Origin of the sequence: Mycolicibacterium wolinskyi, from assembly GCF_002101965.1 — a bacterium.
Taxonomy (GTDB): domain Bacteria; phylum Actinomycetota; class Actinomycetes; order Mycobacteriales; family Mycobacteriaceae; genus Mycobacterium; species Mycobacterium wolinskyi.
Genome location: NZ_LQQA01000030.1, coordinates 352,840 through 372,958 on the forward strand (window position 1 = coordinate 352,840; position 20,119 = coordinate 372,958).

Genomic DNA, 20,119 nt, shown 5'->3' on the forward strand with positions numbered 1-20,119 from the left:
GAAAGGTTGTCATGTCGCACAAGCACACTCGCGCCCCGCACGTCTCCCCGGCCTACACGGGACGGTTGGCGATGGCCCCGGTTCCGTCGCTGCGCCTGCCGGACGAGGCCATGGACCCCGCCGCGGCGTACCGGTTCATCCACGACGAGTTGATGCTCGACGGAAGCTCGCGCCTGAACCTCGCGACCTTCGTCACCACCTGGATGGACCCCGAGGCCGAGAAGCTGATGGCCGAGACGTTCGACAAGAACATGATCGACAAGGACGAGTATCCGGCCACCGCCGCCATCGAGGCCAGGTGCGTGTCGATGGTCGCCGACCTTTTTCACGCCGAGGATCTGCGCGACGACGACCCGGCCAGCGCCGTCGGAGTGTCGACCATCGGGTCGAGCGAGGCCGTGATGCTGGCCGGGCTCGCGATGAAGTGGCGCTGGCGCGCCAAGGTCGGCGGCGAGAAGGGCGATGCGTGGAAGGGCCGCACGCCGAACCTCGTGATGGGCGCCAATGTTCAGGTGGTGTGGGAGAAGTTCTGCCGGTACTTCGACGTCGAGCCGCGGTATCTGCCGATGGCCGAGGGCCGCTACGTCATCACGCCCGAACAGGTACTCGAGGCCGTCGACGAGGACACGATCGGCGTCGTCGCGATACTCGGCACCACCTACACCGGCGAACTGGAACCGATCGCCGAGATCTGTGCCGTCCTGGACAAACTCGCCGAGGACGGCGGCCATGACGTGCCCGTGCACGTCGATGCGGCCAGCGGCGGATTCGTCGTCCCCTTCATCCACCCCGACCTCGAGTGGGACTTCCGACTGCCGCGGGTGGTGTCGATCAACGTCAGCGGCCACAAATACGGGCTGACCTATCCCGGCATCGGGTTCGTGGTGTGGCGCAACAAGGAACACCTGCCCGAAGACCTGGTGTTCCGCGTGAACTACCTCGGCGGTGACATGCCGACGTTCACGCTGAACTTCTCCCGGCCGGGCAACCAGGTGGTAGGCCAGTACTACAACTTCCTTCGGCTGGGCCGGGCCGGATACACCCAGGTGATGCAGTGCCTGTCGCAGACGGCACGGTGGCTGGGGGACGAACTGCGCGACAGCGAGCACTTCGAGCTGATCACCGACGGTTCGGCCATCCCGGTCGTGAGTTTCCGGCTCAAGGGCAACCCCGGCTACACCGAGTTCGACGTCTCACAGGCGCTGCGCGCCTACGGCTGGCAGGTACCGGCCTACACCATGCCCGAAGGTGCCACCGACGTCGTGGTGCTGCGGGTGGTGGTGCGGGAAGGCTTCTCGGCAGACCTGGCGCGTGCGCTCAAGGACGACACCATCACGGTGCTCAAACACCTCGATGAACTCAAGCCCGGCGGGCAGTTCGACGAGGTGCAACCGTTCGCCCATTAGCGTGGGCGGCGTGCTGCTGTGGATCAACGGGCCGTTCGGCGTCGGCAAGACCCAGACCGCGTTCGAATTACACCGCCGGCTGGGCGGCAGCGTCGTATGCGACCCCGAATTCGTCGGGTACGGGCTGCACCGCACGATGCCGCGCCACTTACGCCGTGACTTCCAGGATCTGCCTGCGTGGCGGCAAGGCGTGTTCGAGGTGCTCGACAGCACGCTGCGGCAATACGACGGGCCGGTGATCGCGCCGATGACCGTCATCGAACCGCGCTACTTCGCCGAGACCGTGGGCCGCCTGCGCGACGTGGGCCACGACGTCTTCCATTTCGCGCTGTTGGCGCGGCGCGAAACGGTGCTGAACCGGTTGAGCGATCGTGGCCTCGGGTTCGGCGGACTCCTGCGCCGTACCGGTAAGCAGGACGCGGCGCTCCGCCGCGAAGCGTTCGCGGTCGAACGGCTCGACCGCAGCTTGGAGAACCTGGCGCGCCCCGAGTTCGCCGACCAGATCTGGACCGACAACCTGGGCATACCGGAGGTGGCCGAGCGCATCGCGGGCATCGCCGGGGTGTCGTTGGCACCGAACACCGACGGTGCGGTGCGGGCGCGGCTGCGTCGCACCGCCGTCACCCTGCGCCACATCCGGCTCTGAGACCGAGCGCCGGACCGCCCGGCCGCACCGCTCTGGGACAATGGTCGATGGTGATATGACGATGCAGACGACCGAACTCACGACCGCCCTCACGCCGCACGCATCGGCGCAGGCAGTCGTCGATCTGGGTGCCATCGAGCACAACGTGCGGCTCCTGCGCGAGCACGCAGGCACCGCGCAGGTGATGGCGGTGGTCAAGGCCGACGGTTACGGCCATGGCGCCCTGCCGGTCGCGCAGGCCGCGCTCGCGGCAGGGGCGGCCGAGATCGGCGTCGCGACCATTCCGGAGGCGCTGGCGCTGCGCAACGGCGGCCTCACAGCGCCCGTGCTGGCCTGGCTGCACCCCCCGGGCACCGATTTCACCCCGGCTGTCGCCGCGGACGTCGAGGTCGCCCTGTCGTCGCTGCGGCAGCTGAACGAGCTCCTCGCGGCGGTGAAACACACCGGCCGGACCGCGACGGTCACGGTGAAGGTCGACACCGGGCTGAGCCGCAACGGGGTCAGCGCCGCCGACTATCCGGCGATGCTGGCCGCGCTGCGCCGCGCGCAGGCCGACGGCGCCATCCGGCTGCGTGGACTGATGAGCCACCTCGTGCACGGTGACGACCCGGAGAACCCGTTCAACGATCTGCAGGGGCAGCGCCTCACGGAGATGCGCGCACATGCCCGCGATCAGGGCGTGACGTTCGAGGTCGCGCATCTGTGCAACTCGCCTGCCGCGATGACCCGGCCGGACCTGACCTACGACATGGTGCGCCCTGGCATCGCCGTCTACGGCCTGAGCCCCATCCCGGAGCGCGGCGACATGGGGCTGCGGCCCGCGATGACGCTGAAATGCCCGGTGGCCCTTGTTCGTTCGGTGAAGGCCGGCGACGGCGTCTCCTATGGGCACGTGTGGGTGGCCGACCGCGACACCACGCTGGCGTTGCTGCCGATCGGATACGCCGACGGGGTCTATCGCTCGCTGAGCGGGCGGATCGACGTGCTGATCAACGGCAGACGCCGCCGCGCGGTCGGACGGATCTGCATGGACCAGTTCGTCGTCGACCTCGGTCCCGATGCGGCCGACGTCACCGAGGGCGACGAGGCCATCCTGTTCGGGCCCGGCACCCAGGGCGAGCCGACCGCGCAGGACTGGGCCGAGCTGCTCGACACCATCCACTACGAGGTCGTCACGAGCCCACGTGGCCGGGTCACCCGCAGCTATGTGCCGGCAGGTCACAACCGTTGAGCGGCAACGCACGCTGGCTCGCGGGGGCGGCCGGGCTGACGGCTGTCGGCACGGTGGCAGGCGTGTCCGTGGCCCGCTCCCTGGCCCGCCGCGTCGGCGTCGAGGACCCATACGCCGGTGAGGATTTCGAGCTGCTCGACGCCGACCGCAGTTCGGTGGTGACGACGTCGGACGGCGTGCCGCTCGCGGTGCGTGAGGTCGGGCCCGCCGATGCCCCGCTCACCGTGGTGTTCGCCCACGGGTTCTGTCTGCGCATGGGGGCCTTCCACTTTCAACGCGCCCGGCTGGCCGAGCAGTGGGGCCCGCAGGTCCGCATGGTGTTCTACGACCAGCGTGGCCACGGCCAGTCCGGTGAGGCGCCGCCGGACACCTATACCGTCGATCAGCTGGGCCGCGACCTGGAAACCGTTCTGGCCGTGACCGTTCCGAAAGGGCCCGTCGTGCTGGTGGGTCATTCGATGGGCGGGATGACCGTGCTGTCCCACGCGCGCCAGCACCCGCGGCGCTACGGGTCGCGCATCGTCGGTGCCGCGCTCATCGCGTCGGCCGCCGAGGGTGTCAACCGGTCACCGCTCGGCGAGATCCTGCGCAATCCGGCCCTGGAGGCCATCCGGTTCGCCGCCCGGTACGCACCGGGGCTCGTGCACCGCACACGCGGCGCCGCACGATCGCTGATCGCCCCGATCCTGCAGGCGGCGTCCTTCGGCGACGAGAAGGTCAGCCCGAGTGTGGTGGCGTTCTCCGGGCGGATGATGCACGACACCCCGATCACGACGCTGGTGGAGTTCCTGCACGCGCTCGAGGTGCACGACGAAACGGCGGCGCTGAAGGTGCTGGCCAAAATTCCCACGCTGATCGCCTGTGGTGACCGGGATCTGCTCACCCCGATGGAATACTCGAAGGCCATGGCAGAGCAGCTACCCAAGTCGGAGCTGGTGATCGTCGGGGGCGCCGGCCATCTGGTGCAGCTTGAGGAGCCCGAGGTGATCGATGACGCGCTCGTTCGCCTCGTCGAGCGGGCCACCCCGTCCAAACTGGTGACGCTCGCGCGGCGCGTGCGGGATCGGGTCCGGCCCAATGGCTGAGCGGTCGAGCGGCAGCGCCGAACTGCCCACCGCCGAGGACACCATCGCCCTCGGGGCCAGCCTGGGTGAAGGGCTGCAAGCCGGCGACGTGGTGGTGTTGTCGGGCCCGCTCGGTGCGGGAAAGACGGTGCTGGCCAAGGGAATCGCGCAGGCCATGGACGTGGACGGCCCGGTCGTGTCGCCGACGTTCGTGCTGGCCCGGGTGCACCGCGCGCGGCAGGCCGGCCGGCCGGCCATGGTGCACGTCGACATGTACCGGCTGCTCGACCATCCCGGCGCCGACCTGCTCGGTGAACTCGATGCCCTCGACCTCGATACCGATCTCGATGACGCGGTCGTGGTCGTCGAGTGGGGCGAAGGCCTCGCCGAGCGGCTTTCCGAACACCACCTCGACATCCGTATCGAACGCGATTCTGCGACCGACGTGCGCACCGCGATCTGGCAGTGGAGCACGCCATGACACAGCTGATCTTGACCATCGATACCGCGACGCCCGCCGTGAGTGCCGGCGTGGTCCGTCGGGATGACGACGGCGCGGTGACCATCCTCGCCGAGCGGGTGACCGTCGACGCCCGCGCACACGCCGAACAACTGACCCCCAATGTGCTCGGCGCGTTGTCCGACGCCGGGGTCGGTGTCGAGGACCTCGATGCCGTCGTCGTCGGCTGCGGGCCAGGACCGTTCACCGGGCTTCGGGTCGGTATGGCCAGTGCCGCGGCGTTCGGCCATGCGCTGGGTGTTCCGGTGCACGGTGTGTGCAGCCTCGACGCGATCGGCTGCCACACCACCGGAGACGTGCTGGTGGTCACCGATGCGCGCCGCCGTGAGGTGTACTGGGCGCGCTACCGCGACGGTGTCCGCGCCGACGGTCCCGCGGTCAATGCGCCTGCCGATGTACCCGCCGATGCGGCGGCGGTCGCTGGATCGCCCGAACACACCGCGCTGTTCGAGCTGCCCGTGCTGGATGCGGTATACCCGACGCCCGCGGGCTTGGTCGCGGCGGTGGCCGATTGGGGCGCCCCCGCACCGCTGGTGCCGCTGTATCTGCGCCGGCCCGACGCCAAACCGTCTGTCGCGGTGCGGAAATGATGATCGTGTACGACGCGCTCACCCGCGCGGACGCCGCGCGGTGTGCGGAGCTGGAATCGCAGTTGTTCGCCGGTGACGATCCGTGGCCGGCGCGGGCGTTTCTGGCTGAGTTGGCCGCCAACCACACGCGCTACATCGCGGCGCGCAGTGACGGCCGGCTCGTCGGTTACGCCGGGATCGCGCGGTTGGGCCGGATGCGCCCGTACGAGTACGAGATCCACACCATCGGCGTCGACCCCGACTTCCAGGGCCAGGGCATCGGCCGTCGCCTGCTCAACGACATGCTCGAATTCGCTTCGGGGGGAACGGTTTTCCTCGAAGTCCGCACAGACAACGAACCGGCGATCAAACTGTATGAAAGCGCCGGATTCGTCAACATCGGCTTGCGCAAGCGGTACTACCGAGCCAGCGGAGCCGACGCCTACACCATGCAACGCCTGCCCCAGGAGGGCTCGACATGATCATCCTGGCGATCGAAAGCTCGTGTGACGAAACGGGAGTCGGCATCGCCGACCTCGCCGCCGATGGCACGGTGAGCCTGCTCGCCGACGAGGTTGCCTCCAGCGTCGACGAACACGCCCGGTTCGGCGGCGTCGTGCCGGAGATCGCATCCCGCGCCCACCTCGAAGCGCTCGGCCCCACCATGCGCCGCGCCCTGGACGCCGCAGGAATCGACAAGCCCGATGTCGTCGCCGCGACGATCGGACCGGGGCTGGCCGGTGCGCTGCTCGTGGGGGTGGCCGCGGCCAAGGCCTACGCCGCGGGCTGGAACGTGCCGTTCTACGCCGTCAACCATCTGGGTGGGCATCTGGCCGCCGACGTCTACGACCACGGCCCGTTACCGGAAAGCGTGGGCCTGCTCGTGTCGGGCGGGCATACGCATCTGTTGCATGTGCGGTCGTTGGGGGAGCCGATCGTCGAGTTGGGCAGCACGGTCGACGACGCGGCCGGGGAGGCCTACGACAAGGTCGCGCGGCTGCTCGGGCTCGGCTACCCGGGTGGCAAGGTCCTCGACGATCTGGCCCGCACGGGTGACCGCGATGCCATCGTGTTCCCGCGCGGGATGACGGGGCCGCGCGACGAGCCGTACGCATTCAGCTTCTCGGGTCTCAAGACCGCCGTCGCCCGCTATGTCGAGGCCAATCCCGATGCGGCGCAAGCCGATGTGGCGGCCGGCTTCCAGGAGGCCGTCGCCGACGTGCTCACCGCCAAGGCCGTGCGCGCCGCGACCGATCTCGGCGTCTCCACCCTGCTGATCGCCGGTGGGGTGGCGGCGAACTCGCGGCTGCGTGAGCTCGCCGAAGAGCGCTGTGCGGCAGCAGGTTTGACACTGCGCATCCCGAGGCCACGCCTGTGCACCGACAACGGCGCGATGATCGCGTCGTTCGCCGCGCACCTGATCGCCGCGGGCGCGCGGCCGTCGCCCCTGGACGCGGCCAGCGATCCGGGACTGCCGGTGGTCAAGGGCCAGGTCGCGTGAGCATGACGGTTGCGGACAAGCTGGCGATCACCGAGCTGCTGTATCGCTACGCCGAGCTGATCGATGCCGGTGACTTCGACGGCGTCGGCAAGCTGCTGAGCCGCGCCACGTTCGCCGGCACCGCGTCGCACGCCACTTCGGGCGAGCAGGCCATCGCGAAACTGTTCGCCGCGACCACGCGGCGCTATCCCGAGCACGGCAACACGCCGCGGACTCGGCATCTGGTGCTCAATCCGATCGTCGACGTCGACGGTGCACAGGCGCGGTCGCGTTCGACGTTCGTGGTGGTGCAGAACACCGACACCGTGCCGCTGCAGCCGATCGTGGTGGGCCGATACTTCGATGCGTTCGCCCGCGACGAACAGGGCTGGTTTTTCACCGAACGCAAGGTCGACGTCGAGATGGTCGGGGACGTATCGGCGCACCTCACGCTCGATCCGAGCGCGTTCGGCGGGTAATCACGGGTCAGCCTTGAGTGCTAGCACTCGCATGTATAGAGTGCTAGGTGGCACGCGGCCAACCCCAGCGCCGGCACCCGCGACGACGGAGCGAGGGGCACGGGCGCATGCCGAACACCTGGAAAAACCCGAGGATCCCGGAGCACACCGGGATTCAATACCCCAACAAGTGGAGGGCTCCATCGTGGCGAGCGTGAACATCAAGCCACTCGAGGACAAGATCCTCGTTCAGGCCAACGAGGCCGAGACCACGACCGCTTCCGGTCTGGTCATCCCCGACACCGCCAAGGAGAAGCCGCAGGAAGGCACCGTCGTCGCAGTTGGCCCCGGCCGCTGGGATGAGGACGGCGAGAAGCGGATCCCCCTGGACGTTGCCGAGGGCGACACCGTCATCTACAGCAAGTACGGCGGCACCGAGATCAAGTACAACGGCGAGGAGTACCTGATCCTGTCGGCCCGCGACGTGCTGGCTGTCGTCTCCAAGTAAAAGCACCCGTGTCCCGCCCCGGAGATCCCCGTGCCAACACGGGTGGTTTCCGGGGCGGTATGCGTATCAAGGAAAGACATCTATGAGCAAGCAGATTGAGTTCAACGAAACTGCGCGGCGTGCCATGGAGGCTGGTGTCGACAAGCTCGCCGATGCGGTCAAGGTGACCCTTGGCCCGCGCGGCAGGCACGTGGTGCTGGCCAAGGCATTCGGCGGTCCGCAGATCACCAACGACGGTGTCACCATCGCCCGTGAGATCGATCTCGAGGATCCGTTCGAGAACCTCGGCGCGCAGCTGGTGAAGTCGGTGGCCACCAAGACCAACGACGTCGCCGGTGACGGCACCACCACCGCGACGGTGCTCGCGCAGGCGCTCGTCAAGGCGGGCCTGCGCAACGTGGCCGCCGGTGCCAACCCCATCGCGCTCGGTTCGGGTATCAGCAAGGCCGCCGATGCGGTCAGCGAGGCACTGCTCGCTGCCGCGACCCCGGTCTCGGACAAGACCGCCATCGCCCAGGTCGCCACGGTCTCGTCGCGCGACGAGCAGATCGGTGAGCTGGTCGGCGAGGCCATGACCAAGGTCGGCCACGACGGTGTGGTGACGGTCGAGGAGTCCTCGACCCTCAACACCGAGCTGGAGATCACCGAGGGCGTGGGCTTCGACAAGGGCTTCCTGTCGGCCTACTTCGTCACCGACTTCGACTCGCAGGAAGCGGTGCTCGAAGACGCGCTGGTGCTGCTGCACCGCGACAAGATCAGCTCGCTGCCCGACGTGCTGCCGCTCCTGGAGAAGGTGGCCGAGTCCGGCAAGCCACTGCTGATCATCGCCGAGGACGTCGAAGGCGAAGCGCTCTCGACCCTCGTGGTCAACTCCATCCGCAAGACGCTCAAGGCCGTCGCCGTCAAGGCGCCGTTCTTCGGTGACCGCCGCAAGGCGTTCCTCGAAGACCTCGCCGTCGTGACCGGCGGGCAGGTCGTCAACCCCGACGTCGGCTTGCTGCTGCGTGAGGTCGGCCTCGACGTGCTGGGCTCGGCCCGGCGCGTGGTCGTGACCAAGGACAGCACCGTGATCGTCGACGGCGGAGGCTCCGCCGATGCCGTCACCGATCGCGTCAAGCAGCTGAAGTCCGAGATCGAGACCACCGACTCCGACTGGGATCGCGAGAAGCTGCAGGAGCGGCTGGCCAAGCTGGCCGGCGGTGTTGCGGTGATCAAGGTCGGTGCCGCCACCGAGACCGATCTCAAGAAGCGCAAGGAAGCGGTCGAGGATGCGGTCGCGGCGGCCAAGGCCGCTGTCGAGGAGGGCATCGTCACCGGCGGTGGCGCCGCGCTCGTGCAGGCTCGCGCGGGACTCGACAAGCTGCGCGGTGAGCTCTCCGGCGACGAGGCGCTGGGCGTCGGGGTGTTCGCCTCGGCACTCTCGGCTCCGCTGTACTGGATCGCCACCAACGCCGGACTCGACGGTTCGGTCGTGGTGAACAAGGTCAGCGAGCTGCCCAACGGGCAGGGCTTCAACGCCGCGACGCTGGAATTCGGTGACCTGGTCGCCGCCGGCATCGTCGACCCGGCCAAGGTGACCCGCTCCGCGGTCCTCAACGCCGCGTCGGTCGCCCGCATGGTTCTTACCACCGAGACGGCTGTCGTCGACAAGCCGGCCGAAGAAGAGGATCACGGCCACGGCCATCACGGCCACGCGCACTAGGTTCTGCTGACGAGACACCCCTGGTCCTTTTGGGCCGGGGGTGTTTTCGTTGGCGTCGGCCGACTGTGGGGCTTGTGCACGCGCAGCGGCTGAAAACCGTGCACAAGGCACACATTGGCAGCCCGGACATCGAAAATATGTTCGATTAGCATCGATGCGTGCGCACGACTGAACCGGCACCGCCGCGCTGTCCGAACGGTCATCGGCTGGGCCCTCATGAGGTGTTGGTCGGCTGGTTCCCCTGCCTGTGCACGCCCGGCCATGGCGGTCATCGCACGTACTACTGCCGCGCCTGCGGGGCCGAGATCTGGCGGCCGCCGTGCCGGCGTCCGCGTGGGTCCACGCTCAGTTGTCAGACTCCGGCGCGCTAGCTGAACGGGCCGCACTAGCAATAAGGCCCCCATTCCGCAGTGGAATAGGGGTCTTATCGCATTTGCTGGCGGGGTCAGGCGCTGCGACGGATGCCGCGTTTGAGCAGTAGCTCGCGCTCGGATTCGGACAGCCCGCCCCAGATGCCGTATGGCTCGCCGACGGCCAGTGCGTGGGACCGGCATTGGGCGATGACGGGGCAGCTGCGGCACATCTCCTTGGCGCGCATCTCACGCTGAGCTCGGGCGCGTCCCCGTTCACCGTCGGGGTGGAAGAACATTGACGAGTCGACGCCACGGCAAAGGCCCTGCATCTGCCAATCCCAGATGTCCGCGTTGGGTCCGGGTAGCTGCTGCGGCTGCGGCATTAGGAAAACCCCTCTCTGCGCGCCCATTTCGCTTTTGCGGAGTGGGCGTGAGTCGGTGGAACCGAACTGAGCACGTGTCGCCGATGACCTCTCGTGCACACAAACTAGGGGCGCTCAATAATTCCCGTCAATAGCCTGAACGTGTGCTCAATGACATAACCGCAGGTCGAGAATTTACATCACGTTCATCGTTGTGATGCGCTGGCCGCGACAACCGTGTTAGGGCGTGGGCAGAGGTTAACCTGTTTTCGCTGTTCGTGCTGGCTGAGCAGCCGAAAAGATTTCCTAGCGGCCGGTAGTTAGTTGACTTGGCATTAACATCGAAGCCATCAATTGTTAACTAATGCGGATCGCGCAATATTAATTACCTGTATCCGGCGGTACCCGGTTCCCGCGGACCCACAATTGATGGCCTATTGATAGCGTCGCCCATCGATGACCGCAACAGGACAAGCCGCCGCCGTGCTGGCTAACGCCGCGTTCGGCGACGACCCGGGCCGCTGGCCGTTGCCGACTGCGACGTCGTCAGAGGACAGGTGGCTGCGCGCGGTCGCCGCCGGGGGACAGGGTCGCTACGCATGCGCGCTCGCTGAACTCGCCGAGCTCAGCCGGACCGCGTCGGGTCCGTTGCTGTCGCTGGCATACAGCACGCGCGCGTCGTTTTTGCGCCAGACCGGTTGGCACACCCGCGCCCGCGGCGCCGACGGCATGGCCTTGGCGCACTGCGGCCAGGACCCGGAGGCCGCCTCCGACGCGCTCGTCGGCCTGGCCGCCGACGCGCTCGGAGTCGGCAGGTTCGGGGTTTCGGCGCGCCTTCTGGAGCGCGCACATCTGATCGACGCCCCGCGCATCCGGACGGCCGTGCGGCTCGCCTGGGTCAGCGCCGAGCTGGCGATGGCCCGCGGTGACGGCGCCGCCGCGGTCGGCCATGCCGAACGCGGGGTGCTGGCGGCGGCCGACTATGGCTCGACGCGCCACGCGATCAAATCGGATGTGGTGCTCGCCGCCGCGTTGTGTTCGGCCGGCCGGCTCGACGCCGCACGCGAGGTCGCCGACGCCGCACTGCCGGCCGCCGAGCAGTCCGGAATGATCCCGCTGCGCTGGGCGTTGGCGTGTCTGCTCGCCGACATCGGCAGCACCGCCCACACGGCCGCGCAGGTCTTCGAGATCCGCGATGTCAGCGCAGATACAGTGCGTCGCAGAGGAGGAGTGTGGTCCGGGCGCTGATCGCATCGAGCCGGGCCACTCGCACCTGATCGTTATTGTTTAGCTGGACCAACCGACCCGCGGGTGTCGGTGCTACGTAACGCTGGAGATATCGCCCACGATGACAAGTTCGGGAGACCGTCTCGACGCTGTCGTTGCTGAGGCAGTGGCTGGCGATCGGAACGCGCTCCGGGAAGTGCTGGAGATCATTCGGCCGATCATCGTCAGATATGTCCGGGCGAGGGTCGGGTCAACCGAGCGAAGTGGTCTCTCAGCAGATGACGTTGCGCAGGAGGTTTGCTTGGCCGCCATCACGGCGCTGCCGCGATACAAAGATCAGGGACGCCCGTTCCTGGCCTTTGTGTATGGCATCGCTGCGCACAAGGTTGCCGACGCGCATCGCGCGGCAGCCAGGAATCGCGCCGAGCCCACGGACGTGGTGCCCGAGCGGTTCTCGCTTGACGCGGGCCCCGAGCAGTCGGCGCTGGACTCCGAATCGTCGGCGCGGATGGCGAAACTGCTGTCGGTGCTGCCGGAGAAGCAGCGCGAGATCCTGATCCTGCGCGTCGTCGTGGGCATGAGCGCCGAGGAGACCGCCGAGGCCGTCGGCAGCACCGCAGGCGCGGTGCGGGTGGCTCAGCACCGGGCACTGGCGCGGCTCAAGACGGAGATCATGGCGACGGGACGGGATCATGCCTGACTTCGGCCGCTGGACTTCGAACGGCGGTGATCCGTCACTCAACGAGATCAACCGCACCGACCGGTTCATCGAAGCGCTCTCGGTGGAACGGCCGGTCTACTCGACCGACCCCGAAGAGGCCGAACTGGCCTACCTGCTGGCCGGCTGGCGCGACGAGGCACGGCAGAAACCCATGACCGGCATCGTCGCACCGCGCGACGCCGTCGCGGCGCTCAACCGGGCGACCTCGCGAAACCGCACCCGCGCGCCGTTGGCGCTGATCGGTTCGGTCGCGGCCGCGATGCTGTGTCTGGGCGGCTTCGGTGCCGCGGTGTACGGCGCAGGCCCGGGAGACGCCCTCTACGGCATGCGCAGCGCGCTGTTCGGCGAGCAGGTCCGCCGGGACGTTCAAGTCGAGCTCGCATCGAGCGAACTGCAGCAGGTGCAGCAGCTGATCGATCAGGGGCAGTGGCAGGAGGCTCAGCAGAAGCTGCAGACGCTGACGACAACGGTCGCGACGGTCGGCGACGCCGAGCAGAAGCAGGAGCTCGTCACCCAGTGGCAGGAACTGTCGGTGAAGGTGGAAAACCGCGATCCGAACGCGACGGTGCCACCGGACGCGCCGCCGCCGGTGCTGCCCGAGGTCACCGTGACGACCACGCCAGGGGCGGGTCCGTCCGAGTCGACGAGCCCGACGAGTTCTCCGTCGGAGACCTCGACACCAGGGGAGTCGACGACACCGTCGTCGGAACCGACCAGCCCGGCGACGTCGACGACCGCGCCGCCGACCGAGACGTCATCGCCGACCAACACGAATGAGCCATCGACTCCGCCGTCGTCGGCGACCGTCACACCGTCGAGTCCGGCTGTCGAGTTGCCGCCGACCTCACAGACCACTGTGGTGACCACGCCTGCGCCGACCAGCGTCACCACGGTGCCCGCGCCTGCCGTCACGACGGAGCCGGAGCCGACGGTCGAGCCGACAACCGAGCCGACGCTGCCGCCGGTCACGCGCACCACGACAACGACGTTGCCTCCGGTGGCGATTCCGCCCGCGGAGGAACCTGAGCCTGCGCGCGGTGGGGCGGCCGACGGGGATCAGAACGAAGGGTCGGCGCCGATCATCGAACTGCCCCTACTACCCGGGATGGGCGGGCACGGGAACGGTCAGCGGTAGCCGTCAGAATCCGACGTGGCCTCGTTGAGTGAAGCGTCGGCATAACCCCGGCAGTAGTCCCACGTCACATATGCGTCGGGCTCGGGGTCGTAGGCGGGTTCGTGCGGGCGCACCGTTCCGTCGACCAAGAGCTGCAGCAGGTTGGCGCGCAGCATGTCCCAGTCGTGGTAGTGGTCCTGCTGGCATTCGTCGCAGCACACCACCAGGCCGCGGATTCCCTTGTGCGCCAACAACGCCTCATACACCGCGAGGTCGGCGAGGTCAGCCTCGACAGCCGTCCGCTCCTGAGGGTCCAGTGGCTGGCCCGGCTCGATCGCGTCGAGCGCAGCCGAAGGGTCGCACGGATCGTCGGCGAAGGGATCGGGTGGCAAACCAGGTGGAAGGTGGTCACGCACGTGTTCCACACTACGCAGCCGCACAGGTATCGCGCCAGCCGTCCCGATGTGCAACGAAGCGGCAACATCGCGGCCGATAGACGAGCCGATAAGATTGGGTGAGAAGTCCGCGCCCGCGTCTGCTCACTGGAGGGCCCCGCCCATGTCGATCGCTGAAAGCAGCGTTCCCATTGCCGTACCGGTGCCGACCGGCGGCGACGATCCGACCAAGATCGCCATGCTCGGCCTGACGTTCGACGACGTGCTGCTGTTGCCTGCCGCTTCGGATGTGGTGCCCGCCAACGCGGACACCTCCAGCCAGCTGACCCGCAAGATCCGGCTGCGGGTGCCGCTCGTCAGCTCCGCAATGGACACCGTCACCGAGGCGCGCATGGCCATCGCGATGGCCCGCGCCGGTGGCATGGGTGTGCTGCACCGCAACCTGCCGGTCGGTGAGCAGGCCGGGCAGGTCGAGACGGTCAAGCGGTCCGAGGCCGGCATGGTCACCGATCCGGTGACGTGCTCGCCCGACAACACGCTCGCCGAGGTCGACGCGATGTGTGCGCGCTTCCGTATCTCCGGGCTACCGGTTGTCGACGACACCGGCGAGCTCGTCGGCATCATCACCAACCGCGACATGCGCTTCGAGGTCGATCAGAGCAAGCCGGTCTCCGAGGTGATGACCAAGGCGCCGCTGATCACCGCCCAGGAAGGCGTCTCGGCCGAAGCCGCGCTCGGGCTGCTGCGCCGGCACAAGATCGAGAAGCTGCCGATCGTCGACGGGCACGGCAAGCTGACGGGTCTCATCACCGTCAAGGACTTCGTCAAGACCGAGCAGTTCCCGTTGTCCACCAAGGACAGCGACGGCAGGCTGCTGGTCGGCGCCGCGGTCGGCGTCGGTGATGACGCCTGGACGCGGGCCATGACGCTGGTCGACGCCGGGGTCGACGTGTTGATCGTCGATACCGCCCACGCCCACAACCGCGGCGTGCTCGACATGGTGCACCGGCTCAAGACGGTCGTCGGCGACCGCGTCGAGGTGGTCGGCGGCAACGTCGCCACGCGCGCCGCCGCGGCCGCACTGGTCGAGGCAGGCGCCGACGCGGTGAAGGTCGGTGTGGGTCCCGGTTCGATCTGCACGACGCGTGTGGTCGCCGGTGTCGGCGCCCCGCAGATCACCGCGATCCTGGAGGCCGTCGCGGCCTGCAAGCCCTACGGCGTTCCGGTGATCGCCGACGGTGGTCTGCAGTACTCGGGTGACATCGCCAAGGCGCTGGCCGCCGGGGCATCGACTGCGATGCTGGGGTCGCTGCTGGCCGGCACCGCAGAGTCGCCCGGCGAGCTGATCTTCGTCAACGGCAAGCAGTTCAAGAGCTACCGCGGCATGGGCTCACTCGGTGCCATGCAGACACGTGGCCCGCAGAAGAGCTACTCGAAAGACCGTTACTTCCAGGACGATGTGCTCTCCGAGGACAAGCTCGTTCCGGAAGGCATCGAGGGCCGCGTGCCGTTCCGCGGGCCGCTGTCGACGGTCATCCATCAGCTGACCGGCGGCCTGCGCGCCGCGATGGGCTACACCGGCTCGGCCACCATCGAGCAGTTGCAGCAGGCTCAGTTCGTGCAGATCACGGCGGCCGGGCTGAAGGAAAGCCACCCGCACGACATCACGATGACTGTCGAGGCACCCAACTACTACACCCGCTGACAAGGGGAGTCTTCAGGTCATGCGTGACATGGTTGAAATCGGCATGGGCAGAACTGCCCGCCGCACCTATGAACTCGACGACATCACGATCGTGCCGTCGCGGCGCACTCGCTCGTCGAAGGATGTGTCGACGGCGTGGCAGCTCGATGCCTACCGGTTCGAGATCCCGGTGGTCTCACATCCCACCGACGCGCTGGTGTCGCCGGAGTTCGCGATCGAGCTCGGTCGGCTCGGCGGGCTCGGCGTCCTCAACGGCGAAGGCCTGATCGGCAGGCACGCCGATGTCGAGGAGAAGATCGCCCAGGTCATCGAGGCCGCCGCCAAGGAGCCCGAGCCGTCGGCCGCGATCCGCTTGTTGCAGCAACTGCATGCCGCACCGCTCGATCCCGATCTCCTCGGCGCCGCGGTCGCCCGGATCCGTGAAGCGGGCGTGACGACGGCAGTGCGGGTCAGTCCCCAGAATGCGCAGGCGCTGACGCCGACGCTGGTCCAGGCCGGCATCGACCTGCTGGTCATCCAGGGCACCATCATCTCGGCCGAACGCGTCGCGCAGGACGGCGAGCCGCTCAACCTCAAGACCTTCATCTCCGAGCTCGACGTACCCGTCGTGGCAGGCGGCGTCCTCGACCACCGCACGGCGCTGCACCTCATGCGTACCGGCGCGGCGGGCGTCATCGTCGGCTACGGCTCGACGAGCGGTGTCACCACGAGCGACGAGGTCCTCGGCATCAGCGTCCCGATGGCCACCGCGATCGCCGACGCCGCCGCCGCACGCCGCGAATACCTCGACGAGACCGGCGGCCGGTACGTGCACGTGCTCGCCGACGGCGACATCCACTCTTCGGGCGATCTCGCCAAGGCCATCGCGTGCGGCGCCGACGCCGTCGTGTTGGGCACGCCGCTGGCGACCTCGGCCGAGGCGCTCGGTGGCGGCTGGTTCTGGCCGGCAGCCGCGGCGCATCCGTCACTGCCGCGCGGTGCGCTCCTGCAGGTGGCCCTCGGCGAGCGGCCCGCGCTCGAGCAGGTGCTCACCGGCCCGTCCGACGATCCGTTCGGTTCGCTGAACCTGGTCGGCGGCTTGCGCCGGTCCATGGCCAAGGCGGGCTACTGCGATCTCAAGGAATTCCAGAAGGTCGGGCTCACGGTCGGCTCTTGATCGTTGCCGCTCCTCGGCACTCGGCCGCCCATGCCCGCGATTGTCACGCTGGCGTGGCTGTCGCGCCCGAGCGTCGCGCTAGCGTGACAATCGGGCCGAGGTGAACCCTCCGAAACGGACATCTCCTTTACAAGTTAGGGCCTCCTGTCTAGAAGTTACCTGCCGGTAGCGTCATACTGATCACATGAAGCCTGACTACGACGTCTTGGTTATCGGTTCCGGATTCGGGGGTAGCGTCAGCGCGCTGCGGCTCACCGAGAAGGGCTATCGGGTTGGCGTGCTCGAAGCCGGGCAGCGGTTCGCCGACGCCGACTTTGCCAAGACCTCGTGGGATCTGCGCAAGTTCCTGTGGGCGCCGAAGTTCGGCATGTACGGGATCCAGCGCATCCACCTGCTGCGCAACTGCATGATCCTGGCCGGCGCGGGCGTCGGCGGCGGATCGCTCAACTACGCGAACACGCTCTATGTGCCACCGGAGCCGTTCTTCAACGACCCGCAGTGGAAGAACATCACCGACTGGCGCGCCGAGCTCATGCCGCATTACGACCAGGCGAAGCGGATGCTCGGCGTGGTGACCAACCCGACGTTCACCGACGCCGACCGCGTGATGAAAGAGGTCGCCGACGAGATGGGCTGCGGCGACACGTTCGTCGCGACGCCCGTCGGCGTGTTCTTCGGTCCCGACGGGCAGAAGACGCCGGGCAAGACGGTGCCCGACCCGTACTTCGGCGGTGCCGGGCCAGCCCGCACCGGTTGCCTGGAGTGCGGCGAATGCATGACGGGATGTCGGCACGGAGCCAAGAACACGCTTGTCAAGAACTACCTCGGGCTCGCGGAATCCGCTGGCGCGCAAGTGCATCCGATGACGACGGTGACGAGTTTCGAGCAGCGGCCCGACGGGCTGTGGGAGGTCACCACGGTGCCGACCGGACGCAAGCTGCGCCGCAAACGCAAGAAGTTCACCGCGACGCATCTGATCCTGGCCGCGGGCACTTACAACACGCAGAAGCTGCTGTTCAAGATGCGCGACACCGGAAAGTTGAGCAGGCTGTCGGCCAAGCTGGGCGTGCTTACCCGCACCAACTCGGAGTCGATCGTCGGCGCGGGCCGGCTCTCGGTGTCGCCCGATCTCGACCTCACGCACGGTGTCGCGATCACGTCGTCGATCCATCCCACCGCCGACACTCACATCGAGCCGGTGCGGTACGGCAAGGGCTCCAACGCCATGGGTCTGCTGCAGACGCTGATGACCGATGGCGCCGGGCCGCAGGGCACCGATGTGCCACGCTGGCGGCAGTTCTTCAACCAGGCCGGTGAGAACCCCCGCGAGCTGATCCGGCTGCTCAACCCGAGCCGGTGGAGTGAGCGCACCGTGATCGCGCTGGTGATGCAGCATCTGGACAACTCGATCACCACGTTCACCAAGCGGACTCGGTTGGGCGTGCGGATCATGTCGTCCGAACAGGGCCACGGTGAGCCGAACCCGACGTGGATCCCGGTGGGCAACGAGGTGACGCGGCGCATCGCCAAGAAGATCGACGGGGTCGCGGGTGGCACCTGGGGCGAGCTTTTCAACATTCCGCTGACTGCGCACTTCCTTGGTGGCGCGGCAATCGGCGACAGCCCGGAACACGGTGTCATCGACCCGTACCAGCGCGTCTACAACTACCCGACGCTCTACGTCATGGACGGCGCCGCGATCTCGGCGAATCTCGGTGTCAATCCGTCGCTTTCGATCACCGCGCAGGCCGAGCGGGCGGCTGCGCTGTGGCCGAACAAGGGCGAGCAGGATCAGCGTCCGGCACAGGGCGAGCCGTATCGCCGGTTGGCGCCGATCGCGCCCGAGCGTCCGGTCGTGCCCGCAGAGGCGCCCGCCGCGCTGCGTCGGTTGCCCATCGAACCCGTCAGCTCGGCCGGCTGAGCGGTGGGTTGAGGACGTACCGGCTCGTTGTCACCCAAGGTTGTGGCCTGAGGTTCAGTATGTGGCGGGTCGATGCCTGTGACGAGCGTGCGACTTTTCGTGGTGGTTTTGGCTTTTGGGCGCGAAAACCTGCACGTTCGTCACAGTGCTTCAAGGGACGACCCTCACGCGGGACGGCGTCGTCGCCGCGGGCGGATTGAAACAGCCCTGGTTTGGGTAAACAAGCCCCAACTTTGGGGGCGGTGTGGCTCCCGGCTGGGAGGATATGGCATGCGAGACGTGTTCCACGACGAGTTGTCGGCGTTGGGTGTGCGGTTGAGCGAGATGTGCGGTCTCGCGAAGAGCGCGATGGAGCGCGCGACGCGGTCCCTGCTCGATGCCGATCTGACATTGGCCGAAGAGGTCATCGCCGACCACGAACACATCGCTGCCCTCAACCGCGAGGTCGAACACACGGCCTTCAAACTGCTCGCACTGCAGCAGCCCGTTGCCGGCGAACTCCGGATGGTGGTCGGGTCGATGCACATCGCCGCCGACATCGACCGGATGGGCGCGCTTGCCGTGCACGTCGCCAACATCTCGCGGCTGCGGCATCCGCAGTGCGCCCTGCCTGAAGACGTGCGCGCGAGCTTCGCCGAGATGGGGGCCAGGGCGGTTCAGCTGGCCGGCACTGCCCAGGAGGTGCTGCTGTCCCGCGATCCCGACACGGCGGCGCGACTGCGTGCCGAGGACGACGCCGTCGATGCCGAGCACCGGCACCTGTTCACGCTGCTGATCGACCACAAGTGGCAGACCGGGGTGTGCTCGGCCGTCGACGTCGCCCTGCTCGGCCGCTATTACGAACGGTTCGCCGACCATGCGGTGGAGATCGGCAAGCGCGTCATCTTCGAGGCGACCGGCGGGATGCCGGTGCACAAGAAGCTGGCCTGACCCCTAGTCGCCGGCGGGCGCCGATTCGAGCAGCGCCGAGATGAGGCGCGCGAGCGATTCGGCGTCGATGGTCCCGGGTTGGAGCACCTCTTCCATCGCGATGCCCGCACTGATGGTGACGACGAGCTGGGCGAGGCCGTCGAGCTGTTGACGCGGCAGGGTGGTGCCTGCCTGTTCGACGACGCGCAATGCCTGCTCTGCCGCGGCGCGGCGGCGCGCGATCAGGCGTTGGCGTAGCTCTGGATCCCGCATGGCGCGCAGCCAGTACTCGATGAGCACGATGTGGTACTCGTGCTGCTCGTGAATCGAGTCGAGCATTGACCGGCTCAACGCGTCGGCGGTCGCCGCGGTGTCGCCGCCGCCGCTGTCGAACGCGGTCGCGATCAGCTCACCGCGAGTCTCGAACTGGCGGTCGAGGAGTGCCAGGAACAACTCGTCCTTGGACTCGAAATTGGAGTACACCGCGCCCTTGGTGAAACCGGCGGCTTGACCGATCGCGTCGATGGTGGCGCCGGCGAACCCCTCGGCCGCGAAAACCTCGAGTGCCGCGTCCAGGATCCGGTCGCGGACCTCGCCGCGAGTGGGGCGAATACGTGCGGGTTTGACGGGCGACATACCCGACAGCATACTCATGAGTATTGAATGGATACT

Annotated in this window: 21 protein-coding genes; 18 read left to right on the forward strand and 3 right to left on the reverse strand. The window is 67.9% G+C overall.

What is annotated here, in order from left to right; genetic code table 11:
* Nucleotides 1-11 precede the first annotated feature (11 nt).
* The 11 genes from gad to groL all read left to right on the forward strand — a co-directional run bounded on the left by gad (nt 12) and on the right by groL (nt 9,584).
* Nucleotides 12-1,406, forward strand: coding sequence for a glutamate decarboxylase (gene gad, locus AWC31_RS25385; protein ID WP_085146690.1), 1,395 nt, complete (start codon nt 12-14; stop codon nt 1,404-1,406).
* 10 nt (nt 1,407-1,416) lie between these two features.
* Nucleotides 1,417-2,052: an AAA family ATPase gene (locus AWC31_RS25390; RefSeq protein ID WP_067843601.1), complete on the forward strand. Its 636-nt coding sequence runs from the start codon at nt 1,417-1,419 to the stop codon at nt 2,050-2,052.
* A 61-nt stretch (nt 2,053-2,113) separates the two neighbouring features.
* Nucleotides 2,114-3,283, forward strand: coding sequence for an alanine racemase (gene alr / locus AWC31_RS25395; protein WP_067843607.1), 1,170 nt, complete (start codon nt 2,114-2,116; stop codon nt 3,281-3,283).
* Entirely contained in the window at nt 3,280-4,368 is a 1,089-nt protein-coding gene (locus AWC31_RS25400) for an alpha/beta fold hydrolase (RefSeq protein ID WP_067842625.1), read from the forward strand. Before alr ends, AWC31_RS25400 begins: the two co-directional genes overlap by 4 nt.
* Nucleotides 4,361-4,828 carry a tRNA (adenosine(37)-N6)-threonylcarbamoyltransferase complex ATPase subunit type 1 TsaE gene (gene tsaE / locus AWC31_RS25405; RefSeq protein WP_067842629.1) on the forward strand — a complete coding sequence of 156 codons (468 nt, stop codon included), beginning with the start codon at nt 4,361-4,363 and terminating at the stop codon, nt 4,826-4,828. The genes AWC31_RS25400 and tsaE overlap by 8 nt, the downstream gene beginning before the upstream one ends.
* Nucleotides 4,825-5,457, forward strand: a complete 633-nt coding sequence (gene tsaB, locus AWC31_RS25410; RefSeq protein WP_085147305.1) for a tRNA (adenosine(37)-N6)-threonylcarbamoyltransferase complex dimerization subunit type 1 TsaB — start codon at nt 4,825-4,827, stop codon at nt 5,455-5,457. Before tsaE ends, tsaB begins: the two co-directional genes overlap by 4 nt.
* On the forward strand, nt 5,454-5,918 hold the full coding sequence (gene rimI / locus AWC31_RS25415) for a ribosomal protein S18-alanine N-acetyltransferase (RefSeq protein WP_085146691.1): 465 nt from the start codon (nt 5,454-5,456) through the stop codon (nt 5,916-5,918). Before tsaB ends, rimI begins: the two co-directional genes overlap by 4 nt.
* Nucleotides 5,915-6,937, forward strand: coding sequence for a tRNA (adenosine(37)-N6)-threonylcarbamoyltransferase complex transferase subunit TsaD (gene tsaD / locus AWC31_RS25420; protein WP_085146692.1), 1,023 nt, complete (start codon nt 5,915-5,917; stop codon nt 6,935-6,937). The genes rimI and tsaD overlap by 4 nt, the downstream gene beginning before the upstream one ends.
* 2 nt (nt 6,938-6,939) lie before the next feature.
* A complete protein-coding gene (locus AWC31_RS25425; protein WP_085146694.1) occupies nt 6,940-7,395 on the forward strand; it encodes a nuclear transport factor 2 family protein in 456 nt (151 codons plus the stop codon).
* A gap of 184 nt (nt 7,396-7,579) precedes the next feature.
* Complete coding sequence (gene groES, locus AWC31_RS25430) at nt 7,580-7,882, forward strand: co-chaperone GroES (RefSeq protein ID WP_003892970.1); 303 nt, start codon at nt 7,580-7,582, stop codon at nt 7,880-7,882.
* An 82-nt stretch (nt 7,883-7,964) separates the two neighbouring features.
* Nucleotides 7,965-9,584, forward strand: coding sequence for a chaperonin GroEL (groL, locus tag AWC31_RS25435; RefSeq protein WP_085146696.1), 1,620 nt, complete (start codon nt 7,965-7,967; stop codon nt 9,582-9,584).
* A gap of 445 nt (nt 9,585-10,029) precedes the next feature.
* On the opposite strand, the gene AWC31_RS25440 is transcribed toward groL, so the two are convergent.
* Nucleotides 10,030-10,320, reverse strand: a complete 291-nt coding sequence (locus AWC31_RS25440) for a WhiB family transcriptional regulator (RefSeq protein ID WP_067843608.1) — start codon at nt 10,318-10,320, stop codon at nt 10,030-10,032.
* A 435-nt stretch (nt 10,321-10,755) separates the two neighbouring features.
* Here AWC31_RS25440 and AWC31_RS25445 point away from each other — a divergent pair, with 435 nt between their 5' ends.
* The 3 genes from AWC31_RS25445 to AWC31_RS25455 all read left to right on the forward strand — a co-directional run bounded on the left by AWC31_RS25445 (nt 10,756) and on the right by AWC31_RS25455 (nt 13,382).
* Complete coding sequence (locus AWC31_RS25445) at nt 10,756-11,547, forward strand: hypothetical protein (RefSeq protein WP_085146698.1); 792 nt, start codon at nt 10,756-10,758, stop codon at nt 11,545-11,547.
* Nucleotides 11,548-11,647: 100 nt separating this feature from the next.
* Nucleotides 11,648-12,226, forward strand: a complete 579-nt coding sequence (locus AWC31_RS25450) for a sigma-70 family RNA polymerase sigma factor (protein ID WP_067842651.1) — start codon at nt 11,648-11,650, stop codon at nt 12,224-12,226.
* Nucleotides 12,219-13,382 carry an anti-sigma-D factor RsdA gene (locus AWC31_RS25455; protein ID WP_085146700.1) on the forward strand — a complete coding sequence of 388 codons (1,164 nt, stop codon included), beginning with the start codon at nt 12,219-12,221 and terminating at the stop codon, nt 13,380-13,382. The genes AWC31_RS25450 and AWC31_RS25455 overlap by 8 nt, the downstream gene beginning before the upstream one ends.
* Here AWC31_RS25455 and AWC31_RS25460 read toward each other — a convergent pair.
* Nucleotides 13,373-13,777, reverse strand: a complete 405-nt coding sequence (locus tag AWC31_RS25460) for a DUF5319 domain-containing protein (RefSeq protein ID WP_067843610.1) — start codon at nt 13,775-13,777, stop codon at nt 13,373-13,375. The genes AWC31_RS25455 and AWC31_RS25460 overlap by 10 nt on opposite strands.
* Before the next feature lie 142 nt (nt 13,778-13,919).
* Between AWC31_RS25460 and guaB the strand changes: the two genes are divergently transcribed.
* From guaB to phoU, 4 genes are all read left to right on the forward strand, one after another.
* Nucleotides 13,920-15,461 (forward strand): IMP dehydrogenase, encoded by a 1,542-nt coding sequence (gene guaB, locus AWC31_RS25465; protein ID WP_085146702.1) that lies wholly within the window; start codon nt 13,920-13,922, stop codon nt 15,459-15,461.
* A gap of 28 nt (nt 15,462-15,489) precedes the next feature.
* Nucleotides 15,490-16,617 (forward strand): GuaB3 family IMP dehydrogenase-related protein, encoded by a 1,128-nt coding sequence (locus tag AWC31_RS25470; RefSeq protein ID WP_198538775.1) that lies wholly within the window; start codon nt 15,490-15,492, stop codon nt 16,615-16,617.
* A 184-nt stretch (nt 16,618-16,801) separates the two neighbouring features.
* The gene (locus tag AWC31_RS25475; RefSeq protein ID WP_067842663.1) at nt 16,802-18,538 is read left to right on the forward strand and encodes a GMC family oxidoreductase; all 1,737 of its coding nucleotides are present in this window, start codon (nt 16,802-16,804) and stop codon (nt 18,536-18,538) included.
* Nucleotides 18,539-18,808: 270 nt separating this feature from the next.
* Nucleotides 18,809-19,468: a phosphate signaling complex protein PhoU gene (gene phoU, locus AWC31_RS25480; protein ID WP_067842667.1), complete on the forward strand. Its 660-nt coding sequence runs from the start codon at nt 18,809-18,811 to the stop codon at nt 19,466-19,468.
* Nucleotides 19,469-19,471: 3 nt separating this feature from the next.
* Here the strand turns inward: phoU and AWC31_RS25485 are convergent, their stop codons facing one another.
* Nucleotides 19,472-20,095, reverse strand: a complete 624-nt coding sequence (locus AWC31_RS25485; RefSeq protein WP_085146704.1) for a TetR/AcrR family transcriptional regulator — start codon at nt 20,093-20,095, stop codon at nt 19,472-19,474.
* Between the last annotated feature and the right edge of the window lie 24 nt (nt 20,096-20,119).